The organism is Plantactinospora solaniradicis, assembly GCF_042658085.1.
In the GTDB taxonomy this organism is placed as follows: Bacteria; Actinomycetota; Actinomycetes; order Mycobacteriales; family Micromonosporaceae; genus Plantactinospora; species Plantactinospora solaniradicis.
This window is the reverse complement of the sequence record NZ_JBHSPR010000066.1, coordinates 1-13,579: the sequence shown is the minus strand read 5'-3', so window position 1 is coordinate 13,579 and position 13,579 is coordinate 1. Positions and strand designations below refer to the sequence as shown.

Below are 13,579 nucleotides of genomic sequence, written 5' to 3'. Positions count from 1 at the left end.
ATCTGACCGCCCCTCCGGCACGAGCCCGACGCGTTTCCGATGCCGCAACGCAACGGCGCCACTCCGATCAGTCGGAACGATGGCGTGCGCTCAGCGCGATGGCCGCGTCGTGCAGTTGGGCCCAGCCGAGTGGGTCGCTACCGTCGAGCCGAAGGCGGTCGACAGCCACGTAGATGCGTGTCAGCAGGGAAGGTTCGAACCCCACCCCGCCCGCTCTGCCGGCCTCACCGGCGATTTCGTCGAGCCGGTCAGGCAAGTCAGGGTGGCGAGCCGACTCGATGGCGTGCCGCAGCGTCCAGGCGACCGCAGCCGGTTCCGACAGCATGCGGGACATCGCCAACTGCCCCGCAGGGCGGTCCTCGACGAGCCGCGACGCGGCGGCGACCGTGTCCGCGAACGTGTCGTGGAGGTCAGCTGTGTCGACGTAGCGCAGGTGCGCAGCCAGCGCCGCTCGGCGAGTACAACGCGGCGAAGCGCCGACGGCCAGCCGCACCCTGCGGTCGACCACCAGGCCCAACTCGAGCATCGCTATCGGGTCCGGGTCGCCGTCGGAAAACCAGTACAGCGCGACATCGGCGAAGAACAGATGATCACGTCGCCACCGGACCGACGCCTCGGCGTCCTGCCCCTCGCGTGTTGGTCGCTCCCGGCGCGAATTGATGATGATCGCGGGGTGTGGGCGAAGCGCCGCCGTGGCCGTCGCTTGCCAGTTGTCGCGGGGGTCGACCGTTCCTCCCAGGTACACCACGGGTAGACCATGCGCCGTTTCGAGCGTCTGCGGCGGCTGGATCACACGCAGATCGAGCCCGAGCACGGGGTCCTCGACGGCCGCCAAACGACCGGCGGCCGGCGGCACCTCAACGGTCACCGCGTCGATGACCTGCCGAGCGTCGACCAGTGACTCGGTGACCGCCACGAGGCGGTTGACGTCTATGGCGTCGTGGTAGTTGACGCGGTACGGCACGTCGCCTCCATTCCGCGGCAGTGGGGTGCCCCTGCATCGATCGTCGACCCGCCGCGAGCCGCAGACAAACCATTACTGCCCCTAGTGGGCGACGGGGACATCCTCGCGGCTTGAAACGGCAGGCCCGACCGGCCATGTGGCGTGGGACCAGCTGCGCGCCATGTCGGAAACCGCTGGTGTGCGGTCCTACCCTGAACGTGTGAGTAGCCTGTTCGATCTCGCGTTCGCCCGCCTCGACCGCGCGGCGACCCGCCGAGGAGAGTTCGCCGATGCGTGGGCGTCCTACATCGAGTCCCACCCCTGGGACGCCGAGCTGTCGACGGCTGCGCCCAGCACCTTCGAGATCATCGTGCGGACCTACGAGCCGGCCCCGTCGTCGATGTCGTTGGCGTTCAGCGACTGGCTCGCCGCGTTGAGGGCGGCCCTGGACAACGGACTGTACGCATGGATCGCCGCGGTCACCGGGCAGAACCCGCCACCGGACGCGGGCAAGTTGCAGTTCCCGATCGCCACCACACCGACCGACTTTCACAAACAGGCCAGGCGACTCGCGAGCGTTCCGGCCGATATCGTGAACCGGCTGGAGCAGGCGCAGCCCTACCACTCCGCCTACGGTCCGCGAAGCAACCTGCTGTACTGGCTGCACGAGCTGGCCCGGGTGGACCGGCATCGCCGGCTACACCTGGGGCTGGGCCGCATCGCGGAACATCGGGTTCGGGTCGGCGTTCCGCATGGCGTGACGGTGGAGTTCGACAATTCCGTCAAACCGTTCGCCCCGATCACCGGCACTTTGGTGATCGCGCGGTTCACCACGAGCCGCCCACTCGCGGCGTCGGAGATCGAGTTCAACCCTGGGGTCGGTATCGAGCCGGAGATCGAGGAGTGGGCGGACGTGCAGGTGCTGGCGGGCGTCGACGACGTTGAGCGCGACCGAGTGGCCGCCGACTTCGGCCTTGCCGAGCACCTTGGTGCCGCGCCCACCCGAGGCGACGACGACCGGGGCGGGCATCGGCTTGGCGCGGGCCCTGTCCAGACCCGGCACGGCGAGGTCCTGCGGCAGCGCCGCGATCGTGGCCAGTTCGGCGGCGGAGAGCAGGAACCCGCGGCGCAGCACCCGGCCGGCCAGGACGCGGGCCGGATGCCTCATGGACCGGCGACGTAGCCGGTTGCGGCCGGTCCAGGAGCCGAACGCTGAGGCGATGCCGTGGGCGAGGGTGACCAGCCGCGGTTTCAGGTCGTCGGGATCGCTGCCGCGGGGGTTGGTGTGCGCGACACCGAAGCGCAGCGCCACCTCCCACCCGGTGCCGGCGAGCTTGTCGATCCCGGCCCGGCCGTCCCGCTCACGCTGCGGGTCACTGCCCGGCACTGGCGTGTGCCGCGCGGCCCGATCGGCGCGCCGGCCCGTGCTGAACAGCTCCATCACGAGGTCGAGGACGGTACGTAGCCAGGTGGCCGGATCGAGCACGTCACGCGGTGGCCGGCCGGTGCGCAAACCCTGGACACCGCGGCGCAGACGGCGTACCTGCCGGTTCGTGGCGGGCCGGGCCAGGACCTGCACGCAGGCCGACTCGGCGTTGTGCAGCCCCGATGCCGCGGAGATCAGGGTCCGCATCGGATCGTTGTCGTGATCGGTCTGTAACGGGTACCAGGCCGGCAGAGTAGGGGCGAGCGCGCCGCCGACGTCGAGGGCGTCCAGGGGCAGCGGCGGGTCGGCGTCGGTGATGGTGCACGCCGCACCGGGCCAGGCGCCGCGGATCGCGGCCTGGATCGGGCCGTGCGCAATGGTGGCCGGTACCCAGACCGCGATGGTCAGTTCCCGGCCGCTCCACCGGTACTCCACGGCGAGGTGTGCTCGGCCGTCGCGCAGGCGGCGGCGCCAGCCGGTGTGCAGGATCTCGGCGAGGGTGGCCCAGAAGGTGGCGGCGCCGTCCGGATCGACCTCCGGCGGTGGACTGATGGTGATCAGCTGCGCGTGCCGGGTCATCCGGGCGTTTCGGCGGCGGGCCACGGCGGTGCGTGCGGCGTAGCCGCCGGCAGCGATGAGCAGACCGACGACCGCGAGCCACGGCCGATCCCGGCACCAGCTGGCGGCGGCGGTGGCGGTGTCGAGGAGCCACTGCGACGGTCCGGGCAACAGCGGCGCCGACGGTACCGGCGGAGTGGAAGACGGTGCGGGCGTGGGAGCGAGCATGGAGACGATGCGGGCGAGTACGGGACTGGTGTTCATGGGTTGTGCCCTTCCGGAGAACAAAAAAGGGCCGTGGGCCGCCAGCAATGGCGGCCCACGGCCCTCGGATGGTTTGCTGATGACACGGTCGGTTTCCGGCCGCAGCAGGTGCGGCGGGGTTACTCGTCGTCGGGCAACTCCAGGTCTCCAACACACAGCCGGTGCTCTTGGCGGGAGGCAACGGCCTGGAAGCCGACTCGGTGGGTGCCGGACATGAGTAGGCCCTCGCCGCGGCGGGCGGCGAGCAGCACTCGGGCCTCGCCGGTGGTCAGGCCGAACACGTCCGCGACGATGTCGATCGCCTGCGGCGCCTGCCGCAGCAGGATCTGGGTGGCGGCGTTGGCGATGACGATCTGCCCGAGAGCGGAGCCGAGCAGGTCCCCGACGTCCTGGGTGATCACCGCGAGCCCGGCCCGCCGCTTGCGTGCGGACTTGGCGAGGTGGGAGAGGAATTTGGCGCCTTCGCCGTCGCGGAGCAGTGTCCAGGCTTCGTCGACGACGACCAGCCGTCGCGGTGTGTGCGCCGCCCGGATGGCGGGGGTGTCGACCTCGCGCCAGATCGCGTCCAGCGCGAGGAGCATGCCCGGGGCACGCAGCTCGTCGGCGAGGTGCCGGGTGGACCAGCACACCAGCTGCCCCGACGGGACCGTCGTGGTCGGGCCGTCGAACAGATCCCGAAACGACCCGGTGGTCCACGGTGTCAGCCTGGCCGCGAGAGTCCCGCCGGCGTCGGTGCCCTGCTCGGTGAGCGCGGTGGTCACGTCGCGCAGCAGCGGTGCCTGCCGGCGCCAGGTGTCGGGGTCGTTGGAGATCCCGGCCTGGTCGTATGCGTCGTTGATCGCCTTATCGAGGGCGGCTTGCTCGGACGGCGGTGGCTGCTCCCCCAGCAGTACCGAGATCAGGGTGTGCAGGAACATCGCCCGGTAGGTGCGTGCCTTCGGTCGACGGTCAGCGGGTGGAATGTCGAGCGGGTTGAGTCGCACGCCGTTGGCGCCGAGCGCGATGGTGACGCCGCCGACCGCGTCGGCGAGACGGATGTACTCGTTGTCGGGGTCGATCACGGCCACGTGCACGCCATCGGCCAGCGAACGCAGGATCTCCAGCTTGACGAAGTACGACTTGCCGGCCCCGGACCGGGCGAGGACGACGCTGTTGGCGTTGTGCTGCGCCCACCGATCCCACCAGACCACGCCGTTGGAGTGGGGGTTGAGTCCGTAGAGCATGCCGCCGGTGGCGCCGGGCTCACCAGGCAGCGGCGCCGGCAGGTCCGACGAGGCGAGCGGGAACGCTGAGGCGAGCGCGTCGGTGTCCATCACCCGGCGCATGCCGATGCTGTCGGTCCCGAGTGGGAGGGTGCTCGTCCAGCCCTGCATCTGCCGCCACGTTGCTGGCTGGGTGTCCAGCAGGACCGAGGCGGCGGTGGCTCGTACGTGCGCGACCGCTTCGTCGAGTTCGTCGAGGGTGGTGGCGTGCACGCACAGGTACAGGCCGACGCGGAAGAGTTTGCTGTGGCCGCGGGCGATCCGGTCGGCGAGTTCCGCGGCGTCGTCGGCGGCGGCCTCGGTGATCGGGTCGATCAGGCGGCCCTTCTCCGTGTCGGTGCGCCGGTTGGATTCCAGCCGGGCTCGCTGCTTGCGTAGCCGGGCGGCGGCGATCTGCGGGGCGAGGGGGTCGATGTGGACGGCGACGTCGAGCCGGCCCGGCCAGGCCAACAGCGGGTCCAGCCAGGCGGGGCCGACCTCGGCGGGGTAGCCGGTCACGATCAGCGTTGCCGCGTAGCCGTCGCCGAGGCGCAGATAGCGGGGTGTGTGGTCGATCGCGGCCGGACCTACGACGGCTGCGAGCCCGGCCGGATCGGCCGGGCTCGCGTCGGTGGTGGTGGTCGGCTTTCGCCGTGTCGGTAGGGGCATGTCAGTCTCCTGGTCCGGTGACGGCCGCATCGGGCAGGGCACGAGCCCAGGTGACGTCGGCCGGGGTGTAGGGGTCGGTGGCGCAGGTGAGCACCGCGGCGGCCCGGCCGCCGTCCAGGACGGCGGTCTCGGCCCCGAGGGTGGACAGCGAGGACGCGGTGTGTTCCGCATGGCGCAGGACCTCGGTGTCGCGGCCCTTGTCGCCGGTGGCGGTGACCGCGACGGTCACCGTCCGCCACAGCGGATCCCGACGCGCCGCGAGGTCGTCAAGGAAGTTGGCGTAGTCCCGGGCGGCGTCGGCCAGGGCAGGGTTGCCGATGGTCTCGGCGCCTTCGGCGATCCGGTAGGCGTGGCTGGACAGGTCGACCCGCTGCGCGGAGATCACGATCTGCACCGGCCCGGACAGTGAGTTGAGCCACCTCCCGTAGCTGCCGATCAGCGCGGCTTGCTCGTCGCCGGTCCGCAGCCCGATGTACACGGTGGTGCAGGCGACAAGGGCCGCGGCGTGTGAGCCGGCGTCGATGACGCCGGTGTCGCTGATCGCGGTGGCGGGCAGCCGCAGCGTCGGCACCGTCGCGGCGGGTGTGGCGGTGGCCGGTGCCCACGCCGGTACCGCGACGGGCCGGCCGCCTGCGGCCGGGGCCAGCCGTTTCGGGCCGCGGGTGTGCCGCACCGCCGCGAGCAGCCAGGCGTCCATGGACAGGCCGTCGCGGCGGCCCAACGCCAGCACGGTCGCCGCCCCGGCGAGGGGGGTGAGGATCGCGATCAGCACCGGCTGCGGCAGCAGGTTACCGACCGCGCGGAAGATGCCGTAGCCGATCACCCCGGCCACGGCCAGGATGGCCAACTGCCGGGCGGTCAACCCGTAGACGATCTTGTCTGGGGTGTCGACGTCGGCGGGGATTCGGGCGTTCGGGGTGACGTCATCACTCGGGCGCATCGTCGCCTCCGACCGCTCGCGCACCCGTGGTGCGGGCTTTCATCGCCCGGGTGTAGACGTCGACGCCTTCGGCGATCTCCTCTGGGGTGTAGGCGTAGATGGGACGGTGCGTCGGCCAGGCGATCGCGACGATGTCGGCGCCGTCGGTCGCGAAGTTGAGGGGTGGCGGGTCGGTCCTCGCTTCGTCAGTGGTGTCCTGTGGCGTTGTCATCTGGTTTCCCTTCCGAGTTGGGTCGGTAGGTCTGCCCGTCACTGCGCCGGTGGGGATGTCCCCGCGCTGGACGAGAGGTTCTTTGGGTGGCGAGGTGATGGTGCAGGTCAGCGCGTGTGGTTGGGTCGGTGCCATTCGCCTCTGACCGGTGGGCGTACCGGCCGGGTACGAGGCATCGCGGTCGCCGGGGTGACCCCGGGCGGGACCGATCGTGGGGGCCGCGACCGTGGTGGATCCGGGACGACGCCAGCGGCCCGGATCGGCGGCCGTGTCGAGCGGCGAGTCGTTGGTGCGGCGCGTTTCGGCACGGTTCGCGTGTAGGGGTCGACGCCGCCGGCGATTTCGCCGCGGGTGTAGGGGCGCACGGTGCGGCCGGTCGGGTAGGCGATGCCGGTGCGGCCGGGGCCGCACCCGATGGCGGCTGCAGTGGCCGGGGCGCGGAACCGCCAGAGCGAGATTGGCCACCGCCTCCGCCACCCGACTTCACCGGCCACGGCCGGTTCGCTCCGCCGGCGCCGGCCGCGCGGCCGCTGGCGTGGCCGGCGGCCCGTGCGGCGCTCCGGCTGCCGCTGAACGCACGGGAGAGCCCGCGGGTCAGTTGCTGCACGAGCACGACGCGCAGGATCATGCCCATCGGGTTCGGCGGGATGCGGGTGACGTAGCGGCTCATCAGTCTGGGGATCTTGACGATGCTCCACAGCAGGCACACCACGATGAGCAGGTTCATGATCGCGGCCGGGTCGCCGATGATTATCGGCAGACCGAACATGGGCAGGTTGCTGTCGGGATTGAGGAAGACCTTCAGCGTGGTGTGCAGGGCGACCGCCTGCAGGACCACGATGCCGTTCGTGCCGAGGATCGCGCGCCACCACAGCTTGGCGCCACCCTCGGTCTGCTCGGTTCCGTGCAGCGCCAGGGCGATCGGTGAGATGCCGACGGCGACGACGAGGAACCCGAGCCGGACGATCCACTGCACGAGGAGCGTGCCGGTGAGCACCGCGATCAACAGGCCGATGAGCAGCAGCAGGAAGCTGCCCGCGGTCGCCCCGGTCTGACCGCTCAACGCGCCGACCGTGGTGTCACGCAGCTGCTGCATCGAGCCGGGCGAGGTGACGTCCTGGTCGGTCAACGCCTCGGTCAACGCGTTGGCGAGCCCGATGACGGTGGAACAGATCGGAATGGCGAAGTTGGCCGCGATCAGGCCGATGACCAGGCGAGGGATCAGCTCGCCTGGCCCGACCCGGGACTGGATCGTGTCGCGACCCATCACCATGATGGCCGCCCACAGGAACGCCAACACGTAGCAGACGTTCACGATGCCCAGCGATGTACTGGCGAACGTGGTCACCTGCGGCAGAGCGGTCACGTCAGGGCTGACGAACGCGGTGACCAACAGCAGCTCCCACAGGGCGTTCAGCACGCCGATCACCGTTTCGGCGAACCACTGCAGGATGGAGCCGATCAGTTTCTTGACGAACCAGTCGTCCACGTCAGCCCCCGATCCAGCCCTGCACTATCGCGAGCAGGATCGGCGCGAGGACTGCCAGCGCGTAGCCGAGGAGGGCGTTCTTGAAGGCGGAGTTGGACTTCTCGATTTCGGTCGGGTCGCCTCCGGCGGCCATACGACGCAGGCCACCAATGGTCAGGAACAAGGTGGCGACCGCGACCAGCAGCCCGACGATCCAGGCCGTGATGCGGCCGATGATCACCGGCAGCGGGTAGGGGGCGGCCAAGATCTGCGGCTCGGCCGCGAACGCCGGGGCCGAGCCGATCACGGCCGCCAGGACCGGGACCGTGACTGTGATCGTGAGGATGCGGTAGACATTGCGGCGGAACATGGCAGGCACCTCCCGCCCCGCGTGCGGGGCTGAATGGGGTTGAGGTGCGCCACCGGGAATCGGGGCAGGGGCCGTGGGAGCGTCGCTCCTTCCAGCCATGGGTGATCGGGTGCGAACACGGCCACTCAGGCCGGCCGCGCCCCGATCCCCGGGGCGCCGACACCGGCCGCTTCTCGGTCCGATGTCTTGCCCACGAAGGCCCGCTGTTGGGTGGCCAACACGACGTCCGCCGCCACGCCCGAACCCAACAGCGACCCAACAGCCGGTCGCTGTTGGGTCGCATCCAGAGCAGCGACTCGCTGTTGGGTCGCGGCCGTTTTCTGTTGGGTCGCCGCGACCAGATGTTGAGTCGCGCCGTCCGCGGAAGCGACGTGCTCTCGCGCGGCGACCATGCGCTGTTGGACCGCGGTCATCGCTGTTGGGTGGCGGCGACGCGTTGCCGAGTCGCGGCGACCCGCTGGTGGGTCGCGTCACGACGGCGGCGCGGGCGGGGCCGCAACGGCACGAACGCGAGGTCGCCGTCGCGAATGGCGTCCCGAAGCCGACGTTCGGCCTTCAGCCGCCATGACGAGGCCAGACTGGGGGTGATACCGAGACCCGCTGCGGCCTGCGCGAGAGTGGCGTTGTCGAGGCGGGTAGCGGCGATCAGATTCGCCTCGTCGGCGTCCAGCACACCGACCGCGACGGCACGGGCCAGCACCAGGTCAGGGTGATCCCACGGATAAATCGGCGCGATCGGGTCGGGCGTGTCGGTGTGGATCAGATGTGCGTCGGAATCGGCGTCCCGGGCCTTACGCGCGGCACGCAAACCGGCATCGATCAGCCGGCCGCAGATCCGAGCCGGCTCCAGATCGATGGTCTTGAGTCGCGCCACAAACCCGACCAGCAGTTCGGCGTCCAGATCGCTGGTGTCGCCCCGCCACCCGGCAGCGAGCGCACCGGCGACGTGACGCAGACCCGGCATCGCGATGCCCACCGCGGCGACAACCCAGGCCGGGCCGTCCCGACGGGCGCGAATGACCAGCTCACGCCACACGGCATCGCGGACCTCGACGCCGGTCTGCGGCGACAGCAGCAGGGTTCGTAGCCGCTCCAACGGCAGGATGTCATCGGGCAGGCCCTCGAAGCCGCGGCCGTCGAACCCGACGTGCGTGGGCGGCTGGACCAGGAGCGTGAAGGCTCGTGCGGCCGCGGCCAGCGGCGATGATGGCCAGGATCGCGCAGACATGTCAACCTCGCGTGGCGATCGGCACCGCACCTCACCGCGGCGCTAGACCCCTATCCGCGCACGTCGACCCAACGGTCCGTGAGCGTGCGAACCTGCGCCGGAAGCTGTTGGGCCTGCTCAACAGCCATGCCTGCCCAACAGCCAACAGCAGCCGCAGTTGTCGTCAACGATCCGCGCGAAGGCCAACACCGCAGCTCACCGGCCTGTTGGGTACCGTTGGCTCAGAAGATCAGCACGAGAGTGGTAATCGCGCCGCAGCGTCGCGCGGGATCATGAGATTTCCGCGCCGGAAGCCCGCCGGGCGAACACCGATCGGTGCACGGCCCCGCCTGCGATTACCCCGAGCCGTCCGCGCGAGGCTCAAGCACTGGCCATGTGGGGCGCATCCGGCCTGGTCACGACCGCGCCGGCAGCCGGCATCCTCGCCATTACCCACGCACGTACCGCCAGCCCGGCCCACTGGACTCCTGCCGACGGCCCGGATCACGGCGTCCGTCCTCACGCCGGTGTCCGGGCTCGACCTGGCCTCTGGTCGCCAACTGCGAGGCATCTGCCGGCCGCGACACGCAAACTCGCCGATGTCGTCGGCGAGGTCAAGGTCCCGCCACCGAACGCCGCGCCTCGTCGAGCCGGCACATCAAGTGGCCGTCTCGACGGGGGCGACGTGAGCGCCCACCACGTGAACTGACTGTTGGCTACCCAACAGCCATACCCGGAAAGCTGTTGGGCCAACGATGATCCACTGTTGGGTAAGGCCACCCAACAGACGGCGCACGCTGTTGGGTGCTGTTGGGTACCGGCCGTGCGAGACCGCGCTGTGAGCCGGCATCCCGGGGCCATTCGTAGATGCGAACACGGTCAGCCAGCGCGGGAGCTACCCGCACATGACTTCTCTGCCGAACTCCGTCCCCGACGACATGCCCCGCCCGAACCCATCCATCGCCGCACCGAGCATCCATGGCGACGCGATCCTCGTCGGCGGCGAAGTACCTATCGCCGTCTGGCGACTCGACGACCGCGACGACGACGCACCCACCACCGACCCCAACGCCCGCCTTGCGTCGCGGCTGGCCCGGCGACTCATCCTCGTGTACACCCGGCGTGGCGAGGCGATCGTCGATTTCGACAGCGACCCACATCTGCAGACCGCCAGCGCCAACACGTCCCGTTCGTACGTGTCCATCACTGACCCCGGCGAGGTCGCGGACCTGGACTCACTTGCCGAGCCCGCCAGCCTCGTCGTCCTGCGGTGGCCGCCGCGGCACGCCGACCGCCCGCGGGCCAGCATCGCCGACCTGTTCGGCGCGTGCCGGCTCATCATGACGGCCGACACATGCGCGATCGCGGCCATCAGCTCCACGGCACCCGGCCAGCCCGGCACCACGTACGCCGAGCACCTGAGCGAACTGCTGCCAGCTGCCCGCGCCGCAGGCCTTACGCACGTCCTGCAAATCGTCGCGGTCATTGGTTCGGGCAATGGCGACCAGTTCGTGTACTACGCCACCCACGTCGAAGTCGAGGCAGCGCGACAGGGCTGGCCGACCGGTCACGGCGACCAGAGTCACCACGTCGACCTCTTGGTCTTCACGAGCGAGGTACGGCGACATGAGTAGCCGTGACTCAAGCGGCACACGGGGTGGCGCGTCGCCGCCCACCACCCCAGCCCCGCCGACCAGCGACGACGCCGAGGAAACCGTCAAAGACCAAGGTGTCGAGGCGTTCCCAGACACCGGTGGGTCAAAGTACCCTCCCCGCGGCCCTGGCCGCCCAGCTTCCGAGCCCCTCAAAGTCCGCGTCGAGCTGATCGTGGTCGATGACCCAGCGGCAGCAAAGGAGCTGCTCAAACGACAGGCAGCGGTTGTCAAGGAAGCCCTGCAGTGGTTTGCCGACAATCCGCCCGACGCCGAAGGAGACGAGTCCCCATGACCACAACTCTCCTACCCACAAGAGCCGACGACCCCGAAGAGATCAGCCTCCTCGACTGGCTCTGGCGGCGTTCACCTTGGCGATCATCGTCTTTCCGGGTGCTGAGGACACGGCCGCGATCGCGTCCGGCCGGTATGTACCCGTCTTCTTCTTCGAGGTGATCCTCGGCGGATGGCTTGTGGCCAGAGGTGTGCGGCTGTCCGCCGATTCACTCGGTGTGACCTGACTCGCCCTTCGCGGCTTCTTACCGGCCGGGGACCGCGGTGTCGATGTCGTACCAGGTGGCTGGATCGCCCCAGACCGCGAAGCTCATGCCGGCAACGACCTTCGCTATTTCGGCGCGCGGCACGGTCCCGCTGCCGACGTCGACGGTGAACTCGCCGAAGTCGACCGCGCACCGGTAGCCGTCGACGAGGTCGGTGCACTGTGCGGGGCGGCCGGCCATGGTGAGGTCGGCGCGCCAGTCGGCCCGCTTGCTCGGGGACCCGTCCAGGATGGCGATGTCCATGACACCCGTGTTTCCGCCCCGTGCCTGGAACTGCACGACGGTTCGGGCGGTGGGCGTGCCTTGCGCGACGTGGAACGGCGTGAACCCGGCGGGCAGGTAGCTGAGCCGGTAGGGCACCTTTGCTGGGTACGGCGTGGTGAACTGAACGGCTTGGGCCAGGCTAATCAAGGTCTGCTTGGGCATTGCCGATCCCGATGTGTTGATGACGGCCCAACCACCGGGCGCGTGTTCCCAGCGGATGGCGCTGTGGGCGTCCTGGACGGAGTACCAGGCCGGTGCCCCGTTCACCTGTACCCGCACCGGGTCCCTGCTGAGGTCCCAGCCGGCACGGTGCTCTGTTCCCGGCCGGTACACGTACAGCTCGGCCCGGGTTTGTGTCTGGCCGGCCACGCGGATGGTGGCGATCTGCAGGTCGGGGTTGACCGCCGTCGGTTGGATCTCGAAGCCGGCGGTCGAGCTGGGACGGATCGTGAACGCGAAGGGTGGCCGGGGACGAGCCGGGGCCTGCCCGGCGGGCTGCGACGAGGCGGTGCTCGCGGCGGGCGCGGCCACGTCCAGGATCGTGGTGCCCTGGCCCGTGGGCCCTGACCCCAGGCGGGCCGCCACCGGCACAGCGGCCGCCACGACAATGGCGGCCGCCGCCGCTGCACCGGCGGTCCGTCGCCGGCGGCGCCGGGCCACGGCCTCCCGCGTCCCCTCCAGCACTTGACGCTGGTCCGGCGCGAGGTCCTCCCGGGCGGCGAACAGCGCTCGCAGGTCTTCTTCGGTACGCATCATTGATCCTTCCTAGCCAGGGCGGGTGTGTGGCGACGCAGATCGACCGGGTCCAGTTCGACGCGCAGGGTGGCCAGCGCCCGTGAGGCGTAAGCGCGCACGGTGCTCGACCGGCAACCCAGGACGTCCGCGATCTCGCTGTCGGACATCCCTTCGTAGAAGCGAAGGACGAGCACCGCCTGCTGGCGACGCGGCAGACGAGCCAGTTCGGACAGCAGCGCGTCGCGCTCCGCGTGGACGGCGGCAGTGTCCGGCTGCGCGGCCACCGACACCGGACGGTGTTCCTCCGTGAAGCGGCCGATGGGCACCAAACGGGTCCATCGCCCTCGCCGCCACGACAGGAACTCGTTCGTGATCATCCGACGTACGTATGCGTCCGGTATGTCCAGCCGTGCGATGCGGTGCCAGCGCCCGTGCACGCGCGCCAGCACCTCCTGCACGATGTCCTGGGCAAGGTCACGATCCCCGGTGAGCACAGCGGCGTACCTCAGCAACGCGGGCGACCGCCACGCGACGTACTCCTCGAAGCTCATCCCACCTCCCGTCCTGTCCGTCGTTCGCCAACGATCTCCACTCATATACACGCCGCCCGGGCCCGATCTGCTGTGCCCGACTTCGCGCGATCCGCAGCGCCGCTGTCTGCCAGCGATCGTTGGCGGACAGGACCATGCCGCCGGCGGACATCGACGCGGTGACGCCGCGCAACGCGGCAGGCCGTCGGTCCGGGGGTGGCACCCACGCTGATCGCGGCGCTCAACTTCTGACCGGTGAGCCGCCCTGGGCGGTGCCGGGTCAGCGGTCCCAGCCGGGCACGCTGCCGACCGACAGCTCGATCGCCGAAGTGCCCTCCACCGGCTCCCCGCACGTGGGCACTTCGCAAACTAAACCTGGACAGGACAATGAGGATGAGGCACCTGTCCCGTCCGAGTGAAGATGGCGCAGAGTGAGCCCGCTGGCCGGTGATCCGCCACCTGAACCTGGACGGTTCTAGGCGGTCACGTCCGCGCAGGTGGTGTAGGAGACGACCTTCGCGGGATCCGGATTGATGTTATG

Annotated in this window: 12 protein-coding genes; 2 read left to right on the top strand and 10 right to left on the bottom strand. The window is 70.2% G+C overall.

Annotated elements, in window-relative coordinates; genetic code table 11:
* Positions 1–67: 67 nt before the first annotated feature.
* From ACFP2T_RS42005 to ACFP2T_RS41970, 8 genes are all read right to left on the bottom strand, one after another.
* Positions 68–964, bottom strand: coding sequence for a nucleoside 2-deoxyribosyltransferase domain-containing protein (locus ACFP2T_RS42005; protein WP_377432490.1), 897 nt, complete (start codon positions 962–964; stop codon positions 68–70).
* A gap of 676 nt (positions 965–1,640) precedes the next feature.
* Positions 1,641–3,191, bottom strand: a complete 1,551-nt coding sequence (locus tag ACFP2T_RS42000) for a DUF8128 domain-containing protein (RefSeq protein WP_377432488.1) — start codon at positions 3,189–3,191, stop codon at positions 1,641–1,643.
* A 119-nt stretch (positions 3,192–3,310) separates the two neighbouring features.
* Positions 3,311–5,101, bottom strand: a complete 1,791-nt coding sequence (locus ACFP2T_RS41995; protein WP_377432486.1) for a VirB4 family type IV secretion system protein — start codon at positions 5,099–5,101, stop codon at positions 3,311–3,313.
* 1 nt (position 5,102) lies between these two features.
* On the bottom strand, positions 5,103–6,041 hold the full coding sequence (locus ACFP2T_RS41990) for a PrgI family protein (RefSeq protein ID WP_377432484.1): 939 nt from the start codon (positions 6,039–6,041) through the stop codon (positions 5,103–5,105).
* Positions 6,028–6,252: a hypothetical protein gene (locus tag ACFP2T_RS41985; RefSeq protein WP_377432482.1), complete on the bottom strand. Its 225-nt coding sequence runs from the start codon at positions 6,250–6,252 to the stop codon at positions 6,028–6,030. Before ACFP2T_RS41985 ends, ACFP2T_RS41990 begins: the two co-directional genes overlap by 14 nt.
* Positions 6,227–7,741 (bottom strand): hypothetical protein, encoded by a 1,515-nt coding sequence (locus ACFP2T_RS41980; protein ID WP_377432481.1) that lies wholly within the window; start codon positions 7,739–7,741, stop codon positions 6,227–6,229. The genes ACFP2T_RS41985 and ACFP2T_RS41980 overlap by 26 nt, the downstream gene beginning before the upstream one ends.
* Before the next feature lies 1 nt (position 7,742).
* The gene (locus ACFP2T_RS41975) at positions 7,743–8,090 is read right to left on the bottom strand and encodes a hypothetical protein (RefSeq protein ID WP_377432479.1); all 348 of its coding nucleotides are present in this window, start codon (positions 8,088–8,090) and stop codon (positions 7,743–7,745) included.
* A gap of 409 nt (positions 8,091–8,499) precedes the next feature.
* Positions 8,500–9,318 (bottom strand): hypothetical protein, encoded by an 819-nt coding sequence (locus ACFP2T_RS41970; protein WP_377432478.1) that lies wholly within the window; start codon positions 9,316–9,318, stop codon positions 8,500–8,502.
* A gap of 884 nt (positions 9,319–10,202) precedes the next feature.
* Here ACFP2T_RS41970 and ACFP2T_RS41965 point away from each other — a divergent pair.
* On the top strand, positions 10,203–10,931 hold the full coding sequence (locus tag ACFP2T_RS41965) for a hypothetical protein (protein ID WP_377432476.1): 729 nt from the start codon (positions 10,203–10,205) through the stop codon (positions 10,929–10,931).
* Entirely contained in the window at positions 10,924–11,244 is a 321-nt protein-coding gene (locus tag ACFP2T_RS41960) for a hypothetical protein (RefSeq protein ID WP_377432475.1), read from the top strand. Before ACFP2T_RS41965 ends, ACFP2T_RS41960 begins: the two co-directional genes overlap by 8 nt.
* Positions 11,245–11,488: 244 nt before the next feature.
* On the opposite strand, the gene ACFP2T_RS41955 is transcribed toward ACFP2T_RS41960, so the two are convergent.
* Together ACFP2T_RS41955 and ACFP2T_RS41950 are read right to left on the bottom strand one after the other, a co-directional pair.
* Complete coding sequence (locus ACFP2T_RS41955; protein ID WP_377432474.1) at positions 11,489–12,526, bottom strand: hypothetical protein; 1,038 nt, start codon at positions 12,524–12,526, stop codon at positions 11,489–11,491.
* Complete coding sequence (locus tag ACFP2T_RS41950; protein WP_377432472.1) at positions 12,526–13,059, bottom strand: SigE family RNA polymerase sigma factor; 534 nt, start codon at positions 13,057–13,059, stop codon at positions 12,526–12,528. The genes ACFP2T_RS41955 and ACFP2T_RS41950 overlap by 1 nt, the downstream gene beginning before the upstream one ends.
* Between the last annotated feature and the right edge of the window lie 520 nt (positions 13,060–13,579).